Consider the following 20149-nt stretch of genomic DNA (forward strand, 5'->3'; position numbering starts at 1 on the left):
ATGTCCCTACTTGAGGTGCGTGAACTTAAAAAGTATTTTTCAGTGAAAAAAGGCCTTTTCTCCAAAGAGGTGGCCCAGGTCAAGGCTGTGGACGGGGTGAGCTTCAAGTTGGAGCAGGGGGAAACATTGGGTTTGGTGGGCGAGTCGGGCTGTGGCAAGACCACAGTGGGCCGCACTTTGATGCGGTTTGTGGAACCCACCGACGGTCGGGTGTTTTTTGAGGGGCAGGAAGTCTTTCAAATGGGGCCTTCGGCCATGCGTCAGTTAAGGTCCTCCATGCAGATAGTGTTTCAGGACCCTTACTCGTCCCTCAACCCCAGGATGTCTGTGGGCAATATCATAGCCGAACCCATCCAGAATCATCTTTCCCTTACCAAGGTTGAGGTGAGAATCAGGGTGAAAGAGCTGATGGAAAAGGTGGGGTTGCACCCCGGGCATGTCACCCGTTATCCCCATGAGTTTTCCGGCGGCCAAAGGCAGCGCATTGGTATTGCCCGGGCTTTGGCCCTGAACCCCTCCCTGATTATTTGCGACGAGCCGGTAAGCGCCCTGGATGTCTCGATCCAGGCCCAGGTGATCAATCTGCTGGTGCGCCTGCAAAGGGAGGAGAACATTTCCTTTTTGTTTATTGCCCATGACCTGAGTGTGGTTGAGCATATCAGCCACAGGGTGGCTATCATGTATTTGGGGCGTATTGTGGAGCTGGCCAGTGACAAGGAGATCTATGAAAGGCCCCTGCACCCTTATACCCAGGCTCTTTTATCTGCGGTGCCCATACCTGATCCGGGGCGCAAGACCAAGCGCATAATACTGCAAGGAGATGTGCCGAGCCCCTTGAACCCGCCCATGGGCTGCAACTTCAACACACGGTGCCCTTTTGCCAAGGATATTTGTTTTCAAGAGGACCCGCCGTTGCGTCAACAGGAAAAAGGACATTTGGCGGCCTGTCATCTTCTGAATTGAAAAAAGCCGGGAGGCCGGGATCAATAGGCGAATATGCGCGATATGTGCAGTTTTAAGTTTTTGTTCCCGTCCTCCAGGGCCGATAGGCTTATCAAAAGCGAATAGATCCGGTTAACCCGGTGTCCCAGAAAAAGGCCGGTGACAAAGGTTTGGGATACATAGGCTTCGCCTGCCCGGGAAAAGACCACTTGGGACTCCGCGATACGGGGAGGGTGATGTTTGACCCGAACTGCTATGTCCCTTTTGGCCAAGTCGCCTTCCGCCGTGTCTATGCCCGCCCTCAGGTTAAAGGTGCGCCTGGGATCCAGGTCGTAATCCACAGTAAGCCTGGCCACAGTAGTTCCCTGAGGCACCTGTGAGGCGTTTTCCAACCTGCTCACCACATACACATGGGTGAATCCCCCCAGGGAAAGGGGGGGAGTCAGGTCCAGAGATGTGTTGCTCGCATCCAGGGTAACCGGTTTTTCTATCAAGTCGAAGATTGCCTGGTTTTCGTATTCCTTTGGAGTTACCGGGTCTTGCCAGGGGGGTGTGAAAAGGAGAAGGGGCAAGGAGCTTAAAAGGGCCAGGGCGGAAAGGACGACCCCCAACACCTTTCGCTCCCTGTCTGAGCCGGTCATGGCTCCGGACCGCCCAAACAGGGGCAGGGAATATTCAGCCAGCACCCCCAGGCAGGTTACCAGAAAACCGCCGAGTAAAAGGGCTCTGACCCAGACGGCCTGGGAAAACAGGGTATCCATGTGGGGTTGCCACCAGGCTGAAGCAAGAGCCAGACAACCGCCCAATCCCCACCATACCAGGGTCATGGATCTTAATAACCAGTAAAGGGAGACAGGCTTGGTGGAGTCTTTGGGCACAGATGCACGATGGGGGCCGATATAGCGGAAAAACGCAAGAGCCACCAATATGACCAGAGCAATCGTCATGGGCGCAGGGGAGAACCAAGTCACGGCCAAAGTGGGGCCGGGGCCCAAGCCAATGGCCAGATAAAGAAGCCAGGCGGTGCGTTCTCTGCCCACATAAAGACGCCAGTTTATAAAGGCGGCTCCACTGATGCCGCCCCAAAGCAGGGCCTTGCCCAAGAGTACGGCCAGCTCTTGCGATTCAGGAGGCCAGACTGTGCTTAAGTCCGGGCGCACCCAGGGAATCAGTAAAATGGCGGCCAGGGCGGAGATGGCGGCCGCCGCCAGCGTCGGTGTGATTTCTTTTTCCGGATTGGAAAGGATATAGGCCCGTAAGCGCAAGCTTGTTCCGGCCAGACGCAGGATAATGGCCAGCAGATAAACAATACCCAGCCATAGTTTGAAATTGCCCAGGTTTTGGCTGGCCAGAAGCAGGATCACAAAGACCAAGGCCATGAAAAAGGCAGCCTGGCCGCAGGCTTCGGGGTTCATGGTCTGGGGAATTCGGGCCTTGGGCTCCTTTTTTAAGAAAAGACGCCAGATTGAGGGCAGGGCCAGTAACAACAGCCAGCCCAGGCCAAACCAGATCGCATCCGGTTGTATGGGACCCATTGCTTTTGGGTTGGGCCAGGCAATCAAAATAGTGACGGCGATAACCAGGGACATGCCTGTTTCCAGGGCCCAGCTAAGCATATGGTTGCCTGTTTTGTTTTTCACGTAAGCCCCACTTCCCGGTAGACTTGCCAAGTCTTGCGGGCAGCTTCCTCCCAGGAGAAAAGACAAGCCCTCTTGCGACCCTTTTCCCTCATTTTACAGGCCAGTTCATTGTCATTTGCCAGACGGGCCATAGCTTGCGCCAATTCACCGGGATTATTTGGCTCCACTAAAATACCGGCGTCCGCCACCACCTCCGGAACAGCCGAGGCCCGGGAGGCTATAACCGGCGCGCCCATGGTCATGGCTTCCAGCGGAGGCAGGCCAAACCCTTCATAGCATGAAGGAAAAACAAAAGCCAGACAAGCTGAAAACAGGCAGGGAAGATCCTGGTCTGAAACAAAACCAGGCAGGTGTACGCTTTTTTGCAGGCCCTTTTGTTCTAGGCTGTTAAGCAGCCCCTGGTATGATTTGTCTTCTTCTATATTGCCCACCAGCACCAGTTCATGAGGTTCATTTTTTTGTTTCAGATGGGCCAGGGCCTCGAAAAGGGTGTCAAGGCCCTTTCTTTGGTCAATACCGCCCAAGTACAGAAAAAAGGGGGGCTTTACGCCCAGCCTGCCGAGGACCTCGCCCTGGGCGCAGAGGTCGTCCACCGGCTGAAGCCCGGGATCGCAGGCCTCGGGGATTACCGTAATCTTCTCCGCAGGCAGGCCGTATATTTCCTGAATGTCTCTTTTGGTCTGTTCGCTCACACTGATAAGGTGGGCCGCCCCGAAAAGGCACCTGGATTCCAGCCAGCGTTTGAGTTTGAAAAAGCGGCTGTTTGAGCTGTGACCATAGAGGTGAGGCAGGCGTTGAAAGATAAGGTCGTGCACAGTGATCACCGTTTTGGGCCCCACCCTGGCAGGTGCGTCCAAGTGGCTCAAAAAATGCACAACCTTGCCCTTGTGCCAGCTTGGGGCCAAAGAGCGTCCCACTTGCCAGTGATAGGCGCAGAGCCTTTGACCAAAAGGCAGCCACTCCGGCGCGCATCTGGTTTTCAGGCGCTTGGCCCGGCTTATGGGGCCCGGATCGGGCAGGTTTTCCTGGACTATCAGTTCAAGGTTCTGAGGGCCGTAAAGGTCCTCCATGGCTCTAAGCAGATTGCGGGCGTAGCGGCCTATGCCGCGCTCATGGTGCGCCTTGAACCCCGGCTGCAAGGGCCGTCCGTCCAGAATCATGCTTGGTTCCATTAATCAATATCCAGACCCAGTTTATTGATCAGGGTGTTTTTCAGTTGCTCTCTCACCTGTTCCGGCCAAAAGGCTTTTTCTCTTTCCCGCCCGGCCCGGCTCAGGTCTTGTTTGAGCTTTTTATCAACAAGCACCTTGGCTATAACCTCGGCGGTAAGGATGTGATCCTTTTTCGGTAAGAGAATTCCGCCCTTGCCCAAGGTCCCGGTAACCCCGGTTGAGTCATAGGCCACCACCGGCAGTCCAAAATGCATGGCCTCCACCAATGGTACACAAAAACCTTCGTGTTCGGAAAGGCAGAGATACAGATCACTGGCCTTGTAGTAACCCATTAATCCGGCTGTGGATACATGCCCGGAAAAGTGTACGTCCGGTACGTTTAAGTCTTCCACCAGTTTGCGCAGGCCTCCGCCATAGGCGGTCTGCCAACCGCCGCCGCCGACTATCAGCAGCCTGGCCCCGCCAATGAGCTTGGTGAGCCAGTAGTGGGTTTTGATCAGGTCTTCAATGCACTTGTTGGGCACAACCCGCCCCACATGCAGGATATTGGGCCTTGTGCCCATAAAACGGGTGGTGATGAGCTGGTCCGGCGGTGTTTCCAGGTGGTCGAAGTCGAGTAAAATGGGGACCACTTCCGTGTTTTCGCACCCCGCCTGTTTCAGTTCGCCCGCATTGTAGGGGCTCACCCCTATGCCAAGCTCCACCGCTTTGGAGAGTTCCTTGAGCTGCTCTCTTCCCATACGCGCCCTTTCCGCGGATTCGGGATACAGCTCCTCCAGGAAATGGGCCGGGGTGATGTTGTGGTAGCGCAGCACCTTGCGGCCGGGATAGTGAATAAAGGCGTCGGCCAGGGGGTGCCCAATGGAAAAATGAAAAATAACCACATCTTCAGGGCCGGCCATGCGCGGGTAGTCTTCCGCGTTAAGCGCCTGTCCCGCCATTTTGGGGTGAATGTGCCGGGCAAAGATCTCCGACTCGAACCCCCATGATCGCAAGGCCTTTCTAATGGCGAGGGTGTCGTTTCCTATGGCGTCGCCAAAGGAGAAGTCCGGCAGCATCTGGTGAATGGCCGGTCCCTTTTTAACCTGGTTTTTTGCCCTCCGCGCCCGGGCATTTTGCCAGGCTCCGGGTTTTTTGGGCTCAGGTGCGGGCTCTTGATCAAGTTCCTTTATGAGTTTGATGAATTTTTCGGTTATGCCGGGCCAGGAGTAATTGGCAAGCACATACTCGCGGCCTTTTTCCCCCATGGTTCGGGCCAGGTCCGGATTTGTAAGGAGCATCTCAAGCCCTTCGGCAAAACGGGGGTAGTCCGGGAAATGGAGCCCGCCCTGGCTTGAAACTACATGCCCCTTGGTAACCGCACAGCCCGAGTGCACCATGACCGGGGTCCCGGCCAGCCAGGCCTCCATGATCACAATGGAAAAACTCTCCAAAAGAGACGGTTGCACAAACGCGTCCGCCGCGGCATAGGCGTCGTATTTATCTTGTATGTCTACAAATCCCAGATCATTTATGTGATCTTCGGCGCCCGGAGGGATAGGTGCGGGCAGATTGCCGATGAGTAACAGCTTAAGCCCGTCCGCGCCGCCGCGTTCCGTGACATAGCGATGGAAATATTGACAAAGAAGCGGGGTGTTCTTGCCTTGGTCCTTGCGTCCGGCATAGAGCACAAAGGGGCCCTTAATGCCGAATTTTTCCCGGAATCTTGCGCCGTCGCCCTGCCAGTCGGTATCCACTCCCTCGCCGAGCAGTAGTGCGTTTTTTTCTTTCATGTCGTAAAGGGAAAGGGCCAGATCCCTTTCCTCGGGCACATGAAACACAGCCGCGCGGGCAGTCTCAAAGGCCCTTTTTACTGACTGCATGCGGGCATAGCCTTCATTATGCAGACAGGGGATAAGCACGGATTTCTCCGGGTGGACCATAGGTCCCCAGACCGAGGTGGTGAAGAGATAGGGGATATAGAAAAAAGGTCCGGATTCCGGATGGGCGGCCAGGTAGTCCAGCAGCTCGGGGCTGTGGACCATGTTCTGGTAAAAGGTCTCTTCTTCGTCCAGGCTGAGCCTTTGGCCGGAGACCACCCGATCGTTTATCCGGGCAAAGGCCTCGCCATCCCTTTTGGCAGTGGGAAAACGCCTGACCTTGACCCCGTCTTCGGTGGTGAGGCCGGCGGGAAGGGCGTCTGTATCCCAGTCTGTGCCGAGCCCGGCCAGGCAGGTGGTGAGAACCTCTACATCCACTCCCGCCCGGACCAGTTCCTGGCAGGTGCGCCTGGCTTCCGCCTCGGCCCCGCCGGGGAGTTTGTTGCCGTACCAGGGGGTGACAAATGTGGCCTTTAGCTTGTCTCTCATTTTGCAATCAACCTATTTGCGCCCAACAACGGCGTAGTCTTGATAACTGTAGAGAAGCTGGTTTAAGCGATGGGTGTTTCGGTTGAAAGCCCCGGCCAGCCCCTGGTCGTCGGCCCCGAAACTCTCCAGCCTGGCCTCGGGCGGATAGGGGGAGAGGAAAAGGAGATCCACCTGACCCAGGCCCGCCTTGCTCCAAAGAAAGCGGGCGGCTTCCGGATGAATGGGTTTTTGGTGAGTCATATCCAGATAAAAGGCCCCGCTGAAGGTGGAGAGGCACTGGGGGTTGATCGTCTCGGCCACCAGGGCGCCGCCCTTGGCCAGTTTGGCAACGCAAAGGCTCACCAGCTCCATTAACTGGTTGAGGGTGAGGTGTTCTATCACCTGGGAGGCGATTATGCCGCCCAGACTGGCGTCCGGCACCTGGCGCAGATACTCGAGCGCATCCGCTTCCTTTACCTCAAGCCCCATCTCCTGGCAAAAAGCGGCCATCTCCGGGTTCATGTCCACCCCGGCGGCCTTGAGCCCGGCTTCCTTGGCCAACTCTAAAAATTCACCCCTGCCGCAGCCGATATCCAAAAGGGGATGCTCGTCTGTCACGTTTTCCCTAAAGACCGGCAGATAAATTTCCTGGCGTTTTTTTATCTCTTCCCTGGTGCCCCGGTGCAGGTCTTCAAAGGCCAGATAGTCTTGTCCCCGGCTCTTGGAACGCTGGGTTGCCACGGCCTCTACCGTCTCCTGGGAAACCGTTCCCGCTTCAGCCTGTTTTTCCACTATTTCCTGCAAACGGGCTAATAAAAGCTCTTGGCGGTTGCCGCCCTGGCTCGCCCTGCGGGTCAAATCATCTATGGCGGCCTGCATCTTGGCCAGTTCGCCTTCCAGCCTGCGGTTTTGCTCGGTCAGGGCCCTGCCCAGGTCTTCCACGGAATCGAGCCGTCTTTCATCCCGGTTGGCCCGGTGCCTTAAATCCACATGATGGGGCACCAGTACATTCAGGAGTTTTACAACCTCGTCGTTAAAGAGGACCTGCCTGGCCAGCCAGACGCCCAGGGGGAAGCCGGAGGCCTTGTGGAACATTTTTTTGAACTTAAGTAAAAGCCTGCCCAGGCCGCCCGGTCTGTGGGTCTCCACCGCACAAACCTTGGCGTCCCAAAACTCCTGCAGTTTGGAGTGGTGCAGGTTGAGCTCGGCTTCAGCCCCGCCATCGGCAGGCTGGATAAAATTGACCGCGGTCTCCTCAACCTTTTGGATCTCCACCGGGTTGTAAAAACCGCTTTGCTTTTTTTGTTCAACCTTCTCTTCGATCTCGGCCATTATCTGGTCAAGATTGAGCTCTTGAGGCTTATTCTGGTTCATTTATCCAAATCCTTGTCAATGATCAGCGGGGAAAGACTTCCCAGGTATGGGAAGGCCGAAAGACACCCACGTCGTTGATTATGCTTCTGACTGAAAAAGCCTGGCTGCGCCTTATGTAATCATAGGCCTTGCCGTCTGTGTTGTGCGCCGCCACATCCAGGAAATAGGTGCCCTGGACCAGATCCAGCCGATCCATGATAAAACGGACCACGCCCTTTGTGGGAAGGTCTTCCAAATCAAGACGCTCCAGATGGGTGTTGGTGCCGTAGCATTGCACTTCCTGGGCATTGAAAAGCCCTATGCCAAAAACCAGATCCTTGGTCGGTTTTTTTTGGCAGTACTCCAGTTCAATGGTCAGGGGTTCACCGGAAGTGACCACAGCCCTTTCCGCTCCGTCTTTATCCAAGAGCCGGATCTTTTCTATGACCACATCGCCGTCACCCCAGCGAAGGCCGGTGAGGTCGGCTTCGGCCTGCAGGGCCTCCTGCCTGCGGATGGCGTCTTCCTCCTGGGCCACTTTTTGGCGATAGGCGTCTATGACCCTTCTGGGGTTGCCGCGGGCCGCGATCTGGCCGCCGTCGAGCCAGATTACCTCGTCGGCGTATTTCTCCACAGCCCCCATGTCATGGGTCACCAGACAGATGGTCTTGCCCTTGCGGCGGAATTCATTAATTTTATCTTCGCATTTGTGGGCAAAGGCCTCGTCGCCCACAGCCAAAACCTCGTCCACCAAAAGCACGTCCGGGTCCACGTTTACGGCCACGGAAAAGCCCAGGCGCACATACATGCCCGAGCTGTAGGTCCTGACCGGGGCGTCTATATATTCACCCAAACCGGAATAAGCGGCTATATGATCAAAACGTTTGGCAATTTCAGAGTTGGAAAGCCCCAGGATGGTGCCGTTTAAAAAAACGTTTTCCCTTCCGGTGAACTCCGGGTGAAACCCTGCTCCCAGCTCGATCAGGCTCGAGACCCTACCGCGAACATTCACCTGCCCGTTGTCGGGTTTGTAGATTCCGGCCATGATCTTAAGCAGGGTGGATTTACCTGATCCGTTCTGGCCTATCAGGGCTAAGGTCTTGCCGTGATCAACCGAAAAGCTGATCTCTTCCAAGACAGTTATATAGTCTTTGGCCTTTTTGCGGGAAAAGGGGTTTAATAAAAGGGTTTTCCAGGTTATATAGTCGCGTTTCAGAATTTCGCGCCGAAACCTTTTTCCCAGGCCTTTAACTTCTATGGCTGGCATTTCGCTCATATTTTTTCCGCAAAATATTCCTTGTAGTTCTCAAAAATCGTAGCCGCGGCCCAGTAAAGCCCCAGACTGATGACCAATAGCCCGCCCAAGTGCCCCCAATGGGGCCAGTGCCCCCAGAAGAAGATATCGTGGTAGGCCATGGTGAAGAGCGCCGCCGGGTTGAAATATATCAAAAACCTGTAGTTCTCCGGCACCTGGGCCAGGGGATACAGGATGGGGGTCAAGAAAAACCAAAGGGTTAAAAGGTTTGCCATGATATGTCTGGTGTCGCGCATAAACACGTTGGCCGCGCTTAAAAGAAGCACAAAGGCCAGGGTGAATACGGTGTGAATGATCGCCACCAGGGGAAAGGCTATCAGGTGCCAGGTGATCGGCACACCGGTGATCAGCATGAATATGAGCAGGATCGGCAGGCTCAGTAAAAAGTTGACCAGGTTGGCCGTCACCTTGACTGTGGGCAGGACCTGTTGGGGAAACAGAACCTTGGTCACCAGGCTGCCGCCGTCGGTTATGGCTCCCGCACCCTCCATAAGGGAAGTGGAGAAAAAGATCCAGGGCAAGAGCCCGGTGAACATGAAAACCGAATAATTGTCCATTTTCACCCTGAAATAGACACTGAATACCAGGGCATAAACCAAAAGGAGCAAAAGGGGGTTCAGAAAGGTCCACAAAAAACCAAGCACCGAACCTCTATATCGGCCCTTGAGTTCGCGCCCGGCCAGGGCGTAGATCAAGGCGTAGTGTTTGATAAGCTCAGAGGTGTGTCTTAATACCAGCATGAAAAGTCCTTGTAAAACCCGCTGCCTCAGGCCTGTTTGCCCAGGCGGCCGTGTTATTCCAATAATAGCCTAAGGGTTTGCCAAAAGGCGTTTTCTTGTTCTTATGCCGCCTTTTAAAAGCCCCTAGGCATTGTAAGCCACAATGCCCTTGAGTGCCACAGTCCACTTTATCTGAGCGTCTTTCTTTGCCTTAAGGCGGCTTGAGAAAAACGTTTCCCTCCCCTTGGTAAAACCAGCCCGGCGCGTCCGCTCCAAAGCAGCCGCCCAAAAAAGCTGGTGAATGGGGATCCATCGGTTGATGGTCAGACAGCCGGGCCCATATAGGGCCCGGCCTGGTGTGCGCTTTGCCGCAGGTCTTTGGAAAAGTGGGCGGTTTTAAAACGGCGCAGGGTCTTTGGCTCGAGTTTCAAAGCCCCCAAACGGATTCAATCACAACCGGCCAACGGCTAATAGGCATTGGGGTCTTTCAAGCCCTTGAACACGGTCAGAAACATGATCTTGAAATCAAGGGCCAGGGACCAGTTCTCAATATAGTAGAGGTCGTGCTCTATTCTTTTTTCCAAAGAAGTGTTGCCCCGCCAGCCGTTTATTTGGGCCCAGCCGGTAATGCCAGCCTTCATTTTGTGCCTCAGCATATAACCGGGGATTTTCTTTCTAAAATCACCAATGAATTCGGGACGCTCCGGCCTGGGGCCAACCAGGCTCATCTCTCCCCGCAGGACATTCACCAGCTGGGGAAGCTCGTCTAAGCTGGTGCTGCGCATAAAGGTGCCGAGTTTGGTGCGCCTGGGATCGCCTTCCTGGGCCCAGACCGGTCCGCTTTTTTGTTCGGCATCAATGCGCATGGAGCGGAATTTGTACATGGTGAATACCCGACCGTCCAAACCCATGCGTTCCTGCCGATAAAATACAGGACCCGGCGAGGTGAACTTAACGGCCAGGGTAAGGGCTATGCATACCGGGCTCAAGAACAGAAGGCCAAGGCCCGAGCCGGTGATATCCACCATCCTTTTGGCCACCCTGGCCCAACCCACCATGGGGCTGCCCCTGAGGCCGATGATGGGAAGCCCTTCAAACTCCTCCACCGATCCGCTCAAGCTTATGTAGCGGTAAAGATCCGGTATGACTTTTATATCTACTGTCTCGTCGCCTATGCTGCCGAGCACCTCACCTATTTTTTCGTGGGCTGAAAGGGGCAGGGCGATGATGACTATATTTATGTTGTTGCGGGCGATAACCTGGCTGATATTCGAATAGTCACCCAGGACAGGCACGCCTTCAATGACCTGTCCCACCTTTTGGCTTTCACGGGCCAAAAAACCATGCACCCTGAGGCCCAACACCGGTTGTCCGCCGATTTTTCGGGCCACCAGTTTTCCAAGTTCTCCCACTCCCACAATCAAGACCGCCTCGCCCGAGCCATCAGGCAGGTGCTTGCGCCAAAGCCAGATAAGCAAGGGGCGGTAGATGACCATGGCCAAAACTATAAACACGCCAAAGTGCATGAAGACCAGGCGGCTGAAATCATAAGGCCTTAGAAAGTAGGTGAGGGCGACCGAAACCACAACCCCTATGAGTGCGGCTTGGAGAATTGGCCATATCTGGACGCCCCAGGAGGCCCAGGGCCTTCTGTAGAGACCCGAGACCTGGAGCACCACTGCGAAGACCACAACCACCAGGCCCAAAAGCGCCAGGTAAAGGGAAAGGTCCGGCACGCCTTTGGTGACCGGGACTATTGGTGCGTGGAAACGGACAAAATAGGCTGCCAGCCAAGTGATTGCCACCAGGCCCAAATCGCCGATGTAGAGAATAGAGCGAAAAAAATCCAGACGTTTCTGGAACATGAGTAGGAAGACCGCCTTGGTGAAAGATCTGGTTAAAAACCGACCCGTCCCGCGCCCCGGGCAGTGGCGCTAAAACGAATCACCACCTGCGAAGGAAAAGGCCGGCAAGTCACGAACGTCTGTATTATGCCATAAACCGGCTCAGTTTCCTCTTGCCTTTTCTTTTGCTTCCTGGCGTTTCTTGCACTCAATGCAAAGGGTGGTGACCGGCCTGGCTTCCAGGCGCTTTGGCGAGATATCGTCTCCGCAGGATTCGCAGATGCCGTACTCCCCGTCTTCGATGCGCTGCAAGGCCTCTTCTATTTTGCTGATTAGCTTTCTTTCCCTGTCCCTTATGCGCAACAGAAAGTTGCGGTCCGACTCCAGGGCGGCCCGGTCGGTGGGATCGGGATAATTTTCTTTGGGGTCAATCATGCCGGCCACGGTGCGTCCAGCCTCGTTTAGCAGAGTCTGAAGTTGTTCTTCCAGCAGGTTCTTGAAGTATGCAAGCTGCTTTTCGTCCATTGTGACCTCTCATTCGCCAGGCGCGGTTAACTAAGACTTGAAGGTTCGGGATCGTGCGCCAAGGGAACCAGACCCCATCCACCCCGCAAGGGGGAGTCTCACCTATCTGACATAGTGGCCGCTTTTACCGCCAGATTTTTCTTCGAGCAAAATTTGCTCAATAATTGCAGAGCGGTCCACGGCCTTGATCATATCATATAGCGAAAGCGCTGCCACGCTGACCGCGGTCAGCGCTTCCATCTCCACCCCGGTGGGGGCGGTGGTTGCGACTGTGGCTATAATTTTGACTGAGTTTTCCGTAGTAGCAAAATCTATTTTTACGGAACTTATCGGCAGAGGATGGCAAAGGGGGATCAAATCCGGAGTTTTCTTGGCGGCCATGATGCCGCTGACCCGCGCCACTGCCAAGGCGTCGCCCTTGGCCAGCCCGCCCTGGACAATTAAGTCGAGGGTGCTTTTTTGCATACGCACCACGCCGCTGGCCGTGGCTTTTCTTTTAGTAGGCGGTTTTTCGCCCACATCGACCATGTGGGCCTCACCTTTTTCATTGACGTGGGTTAAGGCCATAAACTCCTCAACTAAACCCCCAAAGCCTTTTCTTTTTATTCTCCAAGGCCTTTTTGGGGGATTTGCTTTCACCTTCGGGCTCCGGGGCGGCAAATTCGTCACCTAATGCAGCAAACTCGTCCAACAGCTCACGCTGTTTTTTGGAGAGTTTTTTCGGTGTGCGCACGATGATCTGCACATTTAAATCTCCGCGGCGCGTTTGCCGCAGATGAGGCATGCCCAGACCCCTCAGGCGCCTGATCTCTCCGGATTGCACACCTTGGGGCAGTTTAAGCTTTTCCTCTCCGTCTATGAGCGTATCCACACTCACGGTGCGCCCCAGGGCGGCCTGGGCCATGGAGACCTCTAAGGTGCAGTATAAGTCACTGCCCTGACGCTCAAATTTGGGATGAGGCCTGACATGAATCATGACATACAGGTCACCGGGTTCGCCACCCAATATTCCCGCCTCTCCCTCTGCGCGCATGCGCAGACGCTGGCCATGCTCAATTCCCGCGGGGATGTGGACCGAAAGCTCCTTTTCCTCGTAGACATGGCCTTGGCCCTGACATTCGGGGCAGGGGTCTGTGACCTTGCGCCCCATCCCCCGGCAGTCCGGGCAGGTGGTGGCCATCCGGAAAAAGCCCTGGCTCCTCAGAACCTGTCCCTGTCCTCCGCAGGTGGGGCAGACCGGAGGGGTCTGACCGTCTTTTTGGCCCATGCCTCCACAGGCCTGGCAAGGCACTTCCTTGCCTATATCGAGCACCTGGTCGGAGCCTTGAGCTGCCTCTTCCAGGTTGATCTCCAGGTCGTAACGCAGATCCCGGCCCTGTTGAGGGCCTCCGGGGCGTCCACCTCCGTTGAACCCTCCGAAAAAGCCTTCGAAAATGTCCGAAAAGGCGCTGAATATGTCTCCCACGCCGCCAAAGCCTTCAAACCCTTGGTTTTTAAGTCCTTCATGGCCATAAGCGTCGTAGAGGCGTCTTTTTTCCGGGTCACGCAGAACCTCGTAAGCCTCGGCACACTCCTTAAAAGACTCTTCAGCCTCGGGGTTGTCCGGGTTACGGTCGGGGTGATATTTCAGGGCCAGCTTTCGGTAGGCTTTTTTAATAGTCTCGCTATCTGCCGTGCGTTCCACGCTTAGGATTTCATAGTAGCAACGTTTCATGGCAGCCTACTCGTCTTCTTTCCCATGGTTCAACAGTTCTGAAGCGGTCCGGGCAAAGGAATCCTTGCCTTTTTCCCCGGCGTTTTTAGCCAGTTCGGCCGCTTCTTCAATTGGCGGATTATTGCCCATCATTTGATGGGCCTGTTTCCACCAGAAAAAGTCGCCTTCCAAGACGGCCTTTTGGCAAACCGCCTTGAGACCTTCGGTGTCACCGGCCGCTTTATAGCAATCCAGTGCCTCTCCCAAGCGGCCTTCTTCAAAATAGGCCTTGGCCGCTTCGGCCAGCTTGGGCGATTCGGTAGATAAAAGGTTGCGCCTTTCAGCCGCGGTCGGCGCGTTTGAAACAGCCATTTTTAAGCCTTGGGAGACGCCTTGGAGGCGTCCTCTTCCGCCTTGGCCTTGGCCTGCATCAGAATTTCCTTTTTGCGGGCTTCGGCTTCGGATTTTTCACGATTTGCTGTACCTTCGCTCACAGGGAAAATTTTACCGGCGGCAACTTCCCTTAAGGAAAGGACAATTTCCTTGTTTTTACTTTTGATGTGAGGCACCGCGCCTTCGCGAAGCTGGTGCACCCGCTGACTGGCAAGGTGAACCAAGCTGAAGCGGTTGTCGACCCTTCTCAGGCAATCTTCAATAGTGACTCGCGCCATAGTGTTTTTATCCTTGGTTTGCCCCGGATTTTTGCTCCGGGCTGGTCTTGATTTATATGCTAAAGGCTTGGACCGTCTTGGATTTGAAGTCTACATGCCGGGTCTTTTAGCAAAACCCGCTTTTTTAATTGTCCTCAGACCGCCCCTTTGCCGGGAGATTATCCCGCACAGCCTTTTTAATCTTTTTCTTCAAGGCCCAAAGGCCCTTTATCTTTTCTTTATCCACCGCCATTACCGGACCGCCGTTTAAGCGGCGGATATAGACCTGTTTTCCGCTTGGGTCAGTTCCACCAAGCAAAATTCCAATAATACCTTTTTTTTCGGCATCAGCCACAGTCAAAGTCATCTTTGCCCATGGCTTTATGAGCCCCACGGCGGTTAAGTTAATACCGCTGTCAAAGAATGCAAGGGCTCTCAGCCCATGTATTCTAAAAAGAAGGTCCAAAACGTCATCTCGAGGCGCCTTGACTTTCGCTCCTGTTTCCCAATTATAAGAGGTTCCCGTTTTTTTGCGATGTAATATCAAATCGTTAGTGTTTCGCTCTTGCCAAAAGGCCTCTTTTACATCCAAGACTACAAAATCCAAGACTTTTTTGTCACGAAGGGAAAAAAGGTTTTGGTTCAGGGCCACCCGCACCGCCCTGGATAAAAGCCAGATTTCGTTTTTTCCGGCGGCCTTTACGTAAAGGCTCTCGCCGGTGGGGCTTAAATCTCCCAAAAGGAGGTCTTGCTCTTTTTGCCATTTTGACTTGATTTGCAGCCTGACCCAGGGCGGGTCCAGGCCGAAATCCTTCAGGTTGGAGGGATCTTTGACTCTTTTTTTTATTCTGGCCATGGCCAGGGCATTTACCATTTGAGTGACATTCCCCTGGTCCGCCGGGCTTTTGATGGGCTTTGTCACCCGAAATGGGTGGCTCACTGCCTCTCTGGCCAGCTCAATGGGCCTGTTAAAGGCCTTGCCCGAGAGTTTAAGAAAAACCACCTCCTGCACCCCATCGACCAAAAGCACCTGGTCCGCCCGGTCTTGGGCTGATTTCTGTTCTTCATTTATCGTTTCAGAGAGGTAATAACCCCCTGCCGTCAGGATGAGGGCCGCGATCATGAACACAACCGCCTTTAATCTCATAGCACCCTCCGCCTGCGTATATAGACGATCAGGCCTGTGAGAAGGATAAGGCCTGGTAGAAAAACCACAGGTATCAGCCAAAAGAGTTTTTTTTCATTCTGTTTCAACAAAAGCGGCTGGGTCTTTTGGGTTTTCGGGGTTATGGAGATAAGGTTGTTTTGCCTGGCCAGGTAGCTGATCGTGTTAAGGATAAGGTCCAGGTTGCCGAGATAGAGCAGGTGGATGTTACTGATGAATGCCGCATCGCCGATCACGGTCAACCCGGCCCTTTTTCCCTTGGTCACAGGCCAGGAGAGGATCGCGCCCAAGGGCAGAGGGCCTTTTTGATCTTCATTTTGATCAAACTCGGCCTGTCCCTTTTCCAACTCCTTCATGTTTGTTTCCGCCCAGGCCTTTCGATTGCTGAGAAGCAGTTCCGCGCCTGTTGCCTTTGGGGGCAGGTTCTTTGCCAAGGCCACTGTGCGGCTCAAGGGAAAATAACTGGCGGTTTTTTTAAGCGGCGCTGTGATTTCATGCTTGCCGTATTGCATGACCGTGGGCCAGGCCAGGTTGCCGCCCTGTTTAAGGCTGGCCGGGTCCAGGATCAGGTTTCCTTTGATTATTACGCCTTTTTGCCGCAGCCATTTGGTAAGTCCGGCGTCAAAGGTCGGCTCCAGCAATATGAGCAGACCGCCGCCCCGGGCCAGAAAGGAATCCAGTTTTTTTATTTCCTGTTGCATGAGCGGTTTTTCAGGCCCGGCAATCACCACCACAGAGGCGGTTTCCGGGACCTTTTCCTCTTTGGCTAAAAACAGCTCGGCAGTGGAGAAATTCCTTTCCTTAAGCAGCTTGTCAAGGCTTGAAAGGCCGTTTTGCTTTTGGTTGGTCAGGGAAAGCTCGCCATGGCCGGTCAGGAAATAAACTTTCTTGACCTTGTCCCCGCCGAGCCTCACCAGGGCGTTGGTAAGCTCTCTTTCCTCGGGGTTTTTGACCTTTTCCCGGTTGGCCCCGTTTGTCAGCACAAACACCCCATAATCCCGCACCTTAAAGCGCCTGGCCAGACCGGGATTTTCTTCGGGGTTTACTATCTGATAATTTATTCTGTCTGAATAATAGGTATAGAGATCCAAAAGCGCTTTGGCCTGGCCTGCGTTTTTTCCGCCTTTTTTTTGAAAAACATGGATCATTACGTCATGGTCCAGGTCTTTCAGCACCTTGAGGGTTTGGGGCGCCAGGCTGTTGATTTTGTCTTCGGACAGGTCAAAACGCAGGTGATGGCGCGAGGCTATGCCAACCCCAAAAACGCTTAAGGCCAGGGCGGCAAAGACCGCCATGCCTGCGCCCAAACCCAGGCGAAAGGACCGCCGGCGGACGGTTTGGCTAAATTTGTCCCTGGCAGTGAAAAAGGCGGCCAAAAGCAGCAAAAGCCCCGATCCCAAGGTCAGCGGCCCCACTATTGGGGGAGTTGCATGGATGGCCTGCCAGATGCCGGAAACAGCCAGGAGAACCAGGCCGGTCAAAGCCAACAGGTTGGATTTGCTTTTCATGCCCACCCCTTCCAGCGTTTGGATTCCAGAATTCTTACCGCCGTGAACAGAAACAACCAGGTGAAGAACAGGAAAAAGGCCAGGTCTTTGGTGTCTATGACACCTTGTAAAAACGGCTCCAGGTGGGACCCCAGGCTGATTTCCCGGAAAAGGGGCTGCAAAAAGGGTGAGACCGCCTGGGAGGCCTGGCCCAGGGTCCAGAAAAGCAAAAGCAGGGCAAAGGAGACGCCCGAGGCTATGATCTGGTTTTCCGTAGCTGCCGAAGCCAGCACCCCCACGGCGCTGAAACCGGCGGCCAGGAGCAACAAACCCAGGTAGCCGGTTGCGATCACCGCGGGGTTGAGCTTGCCAAAGGCCCCCAGCAAAAGCAGGTAAAGCCCGGTGAGAAAAACCGCCAGGCCAAGCACTGTCCAGGCGGCCAGGAATTTGGCCCCGATAACCGAGGTGTCTGAGACCGGATAGGAGAGCAAAAGCTCCAGGGTTCCGTTTTTCTTTTCCTCGCTCAATAACCTCATGCAGACCAGGGGTGCCAGAAGGATGAGGATCATGGCGATATTGCCCAAAAGGGGCTGGACCACCCCCCTTTGCAGGTTCATGCCCGCAAGCATGGGGTCATGCATCATCTGGCGGCTGATCAGGCTGTAAATGCTGACCTGGGAATAAAAGAAGAAACCGGTGAGCAAGAGAAAACCGGCCAAAAGGACGTATACGATGGGGGAGCGAAAAAAAAACGCCATCTCCTTTAGATAGATAGCCCAAAGCCCTTTCATTAGAGCGCCTCGCCTTCCGGCTCGCCCCTGCCGGTTACAAACTGGATAAAAACCTCTTCCAGGCTGGCCGTGAAGGGGGTCATCTCCACAAGCTCCAGGCCGGATTCAACTATGGTCCGGGCCAGTTCGGCGCGGGCCTTTTCTCCGCCTTCAAGGTGAAGGTTCAGGCTGATCGTGGTTGCTTCCTGATCCGGGGCCGGGTTTCCCCTGACCCGGCTCACGCCTTTGATCTTCTTGAGCAGGTCTTCCAGGGTTTGAGGATCGCCCAGGCAGGTGATTTTTAAATTTTGCCGGGACCCGCCTGTTTTCACCAGCATATCCGGCGCGCCCTGGGCGGCCAGCCTGCCCTGATTGATGATAACCACTTTGGTGCAGGTGGCGGCCACCTCGGCCAGGATATGGCTGGAGAGGACCACCGTCTTCTCACCGGCAAAGCCCTTGATCAGCTCCCGGATTTCCACGATCTGAGAAGGGTCCAGGCCCACGGAGGGCTCGTCCAGTATCAGCACCTGGGGGTCGCCCATAAGGGCCTGGGCCAGGCCGACCCTTTGCCTGAAACCCTTGGAAAGCTGGTTTATGAGCTGACCTTTTCTGGGGGCGAGCCCGGTCTGCTCCATTACCCGACCGGCTTGGGCCTTGGCCTTTTTGGTGCAAAGCCCCTTGACCCGGCCTGCGAAGGTGAGGTATTCGGAAACTCTCATTTCCGGGTAAAGCGGCGTGTTTTCCGGCAAGTAGCCCAGCTTGGAACGGGCCTTGCGGGGTTCCTCAAGCACATCGTGACCCGCGAGCCTTATCTCGCCCGCGCTGGGCGGAAAAAAGCCGGTGAGCATGCGCATGGTTGTGGTCTTACCTGCGCCGTTGGGGCCTAAAAAGCCCAGAATCTCCCCTTTTTCCGCCTCAAAACTGAGTCCATCCACTAGAACCGTGTCGCCAAATCGCTTGCTCAACCCTTTGACCTGAATCATGGATACTCCGTCAGCTCGAATTTATAACTTGCCCAAAAGCCGCCCATAGCGGCCGGCCTTGCCTGGTCTGGAGTACAGAGGTGATTAAGTTGTTTTTTTAGACGATTCGGGTTATTTCTTCCGCCCCTTTACATGACCGGTTGCCACTACATACAGGCTGTCTCCTCCCTGGGGCAGGGCTGCCACCTGGTTGGTTTCCTGGTCATAAAAGGCTCCCACACCGCAGCAGCCCAAACCCAGGGCCTGGGCTGCGAGGTAGATTCTCTGCCCGGCCTTGCCCGCTTCTATCATGGCATGACGGTAACTGCGCAGGCCGTTTTCATTGATCAGTGTGTTTAAGTTTCCCCATAAAACAAAGGCAATTCCCGCCTGCCCCACCCAGGCTTGGCCCAGGCAGGCCCGGCCCAGGAGACGGCCAAAATCAGCCGTGGCTTCGCGGGGCTCCATCAGGTTCGGTTTGGGGTGATAAAGGTATTTGCCGCCTGGTATTTCTCCTCCCGGTGAAACCAGAAGCATGGCCCTTATGGGAGAGCGCCTTGGCAGGGAGGCCCTGATAATGGCTCCGGCCAAGTCCTGTTCAAGGGGCCTGGCCAGGAAGTTTCTGCGGGAGCGCCTTTTTTTGATTGCCTCTAAGAGAGGCCCCTCAAACCGGGCCGGTTCAGGGCAGGTCATGGCCTGTTCCGGGGAAGTCTGCTCCGGCCACAGGCGTCCGGGTTCAGGTGTTTCAAGGTTGCCTGATTTGTGGGTCTTCAAGAGCAGGGAATCCCTGCCGATTTTAGCGGACAGGGGGCTGTATTGACGGTCAAAGGGGGGAAGACCCGGGTCTTCCGGTCCGGGATCGTCCGGTTCACCGCCGGTTGTGAGGGTTGCCAGGGTTGCTTCGTCTTCCGTGGCCAGCCCCAGAAACACCCCTGCCGAGACATCGGCAAAATCAAGGCAGGTTTTCACCTCGAGCCCAGCGGCGGCCAGGCTCAGTTCAAGGTTGGCCAAAAGGTGCCCTGTATCCAAAAGACAATAGCGGTAGGCCCGGCTGGAATATTTCCACAGGCTGCGCCAGAACAGGGTGGTTATGAAAAAGGTGAGCCTTTGCGGCCTTTGCCCCAGGATTTTGGAGGCGGTCCGGGCCAGCTTGCCTTCCCAGAGAAGATGCAATCCCGGTGTTTCGGCTGTGAAGTGATACAGCCCGTCTTTAAGGCCTTGCACCTCGGTTGCCACCATATAAATTTCGCATGGATACAAGGCCCCTGCGCTGGCCCAGGACCTGAGGCCCGGTGAATTGGGCACGCCGGGGGTGTGGGCCGTGATTCCGCCCGCCATTAACAGGCAGCCTGCCAAAAGGTTTGCGTCCGGTTTGGGCTGATCCGGTTCAGGCCGGGGCGGATGGTCTTTTAAAAGGTCTTCCAAGGAGGTCTTGGGCAGGGTGGGCGAGGGCAGGGGGATAGGTTCTCTGTGCAGGTATCTCTTAAAGGGCAGGGGCTGGTTGGCCCAATCCAATCCGTGGCCGCCGAGGCTTTCCCTGAAGTAGGCGGTAAGGGAGTGGTATTCCTTCATACTCGTCCTT

Annotated in this window: 18 protein-coding genes; 1 reads left to right on the forward strand and 17 read right to left on the reverse strand. The window is 55.1% G+C overall.

Annotated elements, in window-relative coordinates:
* Positions 1 to 963, forward strand: coding sequence for an ABC transporter ATP-binding protein (locus X474_RS10325; RefSeq protein ID WP_044348695.1), 963 nt, complete (start codon positions 1 to 3; stop codon positions 961 to 963).
* Positions 964 to 983: 20 nt separating this feature from the next.
* Here X474_RS10325 and X474_RS10330 read toward each other — a convergent pair whose 3' ends face one another.
* The 17 genes from X474_RS10330 to X474_RS10410 form a co-directional block, all read right to left on the reverse strand.
* Positions 984 to 2582 (reverse strand): hypothetical protein, encoded by a 1599-nt coding sequence (locus X474_RS10330; RefSeq protein WP_044348696.1) that lies wholly within the window; start codon positions 2580 to 2582, stop codon positions 984 to 986.
* Positions 2579 to 3754, reverse strand: a complete 1176-nt coding sequence (locus X474_RS10335; protein ID WP_082464290.1) for a glycosyltransferase family 4 protein — start codon at positions 3752 to 3754, stop codon at positions 2579 to 2581. The genes X474_RS10330 and X474_RS10335 overlap by 4 nt, the downstream gene beginning before the upstream one ends.
* Positions 3754 to 6102, reverse strand: a complete 2349-nt coding sequence (locus X474_RS10340; protein ID WP_052515084.1) for a glycosyltransferase family 4 protein — start codon at positions 6100 to 6102, stop codon at positions 3754 to 3756. Before X474_RS10340 ends, X474_RS10335 begins: the two co-directional genes overlap by 1 nt.
* Positions 6103 to 6114: 12 nt before the next feature.
* Entirely contained in the window at positions 6115 to 7455 is a 1341-nt protein-coding gene (locus X474_RS10345; RefSeq protein WP_052515085.1) for a class I SAM-dependent methyltransferase, read from the reverse strand.
* Between the two features lie 22 nt (positions 7456 to 7477).
* On the reverse strand, positions 7478 to 8710 hold the full coding sequence (locus tag X474_RS10350) for an ABC transporter ATP-binding protein (protein ID WP_044348698.1): 1233 nt from the start codon (positions 8708 to 8710) through the stop codon (positions 7478 to 7480).
* The gene (locus X474_RS10355) at positions 8707 to 9489 is read right to left on the reverse strand and encodes an ABC transporter permease (RefSeq protein ID WP_044348699.1); all 783 of its coding nucleotides are present in this window, start codon (positions 9487 to 9489) and stop codon (positions 8707 to 8709) included. The genes X474_RS10350 and X474_RS10355 overlap by 4 nt, the downstream gene beginning before the upstream one ends.
* A 446-nt stretch (positions 9490 to 9935) precedes the next feature.
* Positions 9936 to 11333 carry an undecaprenyl-phosphate glucose phosphotransferase gene (locus X474_RS10360; protein ID WP_044348700.1) on the reverse strand — a complete coding sequence of 466 codons (1398 nt, stop codon included), beginning with the start codon at positions 11331 to 11333 and terminating at the stop codon, positions 9936 to 9938.
* A 141-nt stretch (positions 11334 to 11474) separates the two neighbouring features.
* The gene (dksA, locus tag X474_RS10365) at positions 11475 to 11837 is read right to left on the reverse strand and encodes an RNA polymerase-binding protein DksA (protein ID WP_044348701.1); all 363 of its coding nucleotides are present in this window, start codon (positions 11835 to 11837) and stop codon (positions 11475 to 11477) included.
* A 102-nt stretch (positions 11838 to 11939) separates the two neighbouring features.
* Positions 11940 to 12404 (reverse strand): cyclic pyranopterin monophosphate synthase MoaC, encoded by a 465-nt coding sequence (moaC, locus tag X474_RS10370; RefSeq protein WP_044348702.1) that lies wholly within the window; start codon positions 12402 to 12404, stop codon positions 11940 to 11942.
* Between the two features lie 7 nt (positions 12405 to 12411).
* Positions 12412 to 13551, reverse strand: coding sequence for a molecular chaperone DnaJ (gene dnaJ / locus X474_RS10375; RefSeq protein WP_044348703.1), 1140 nt, complete (start codon positions 13549 to 13551; stop codon positions 12412 to 12414).
* Positions 13552 to 13557: 6 nt separating this feature from the next.
* Positions 13558 to 13902: a hypothetical protein gene (locus X474_RS10380; RefSeq protein ID WP_044348704.1), complete on the reverse strand. Its 345-nt coding sequence runs from the start codon at positions 13900 to 13902 to the stop codon at positions 13558 to 13560.
* Between the two features lie 2 nt (positions 13903 to 13904).
* Positions 13905 to 14201 carry a DNA-directed RNA polymerase subunit omega gene (gene rpoZ / locus X474_RS25595; RefSeq protein WP_082464291.1) on the reverse strand — a complete coding sequence of 99 codons (297 nt, stop codon included), beginning with the start codon at positions 14199 to 14201 and terminating at the stop codon, positions 13905 to 13907.
* Between the two features lie 124 nt (positions 14202 to 14325).
* Positions 14326 to 15327, reverse strand: coding sequence for a DUF4340 domain-containing protein (locus tag X474_RS10390; RefSeq protein ID WP_044348705.1), 1002 nt, complete (start codon positions 15325 to 15327; stop codon positions 14326 to 14328).
* Positions 15324 to 16853: a GldG family protein gene (locus X474_RS10395; protein WP_044348706.1), complete on the reverse strand. Its 1530-nt coding sequence runs from the start codon at positions 16851 to 16853 to the stop codon at positions 15324 to 15326. Before X474_RS10395 ends, X474_RS10390 begins: the two co-directional genes overlap by 4 nt.
* On the reverse strand, positions 16850 to 17623 hold the full coding sequence (locus tag X474_RS10400) for an ABC transporter permease (RefSeq protein WP_044348708.1): 774 nt from the start codon (positions 17621 to 17623) through the stop codon (positions 16850 to 16852). The genes X474_RS10395 and X474_RS10400 overlap by 4 nt, the downstream gene beginning before the upstream one ends.
* The gene (locus tag X474_RS10405) at positions 17623 to 18588 is read right to left on the reverse strand and encodes an ABC transporter ATP-binding protein (protein ID WP_044348710.1); all 966 of its coding nucleotides are present in this window, start codon (positions 18586 to 18588) and stop codon (positions 17623 to 17625) included. The genes X474_RS10400 and X474_RS10405 overlap by 1 nt, the downstream gene beginning before the upstream one ends.
* Positions 18589 to 18699: 111 nt before the next feature.
* Entirely contained in the window at positions 18700 to 20139 is a 1440-nt protein-coding gene (locus tag X474_RS10410; protein ID WP_044348712.1) for a SagB/ThcOx family dehydrogenase, read from the reverse strand.
* Positions 20140 to 20149: the final 10 nt, after the last annotated feature.

Source organism: Dethiosulfatarculus sandiegensis (genome assembly GCF_000931935.2).
GTDB classification, from domain to species: Bacteria; Desulfobacterota; Desulfarculia; order Desulfarculales; family Desulfarculaceae; genus Dethiosulfatarculus; species Dethiosulfatarculus sandiegensis.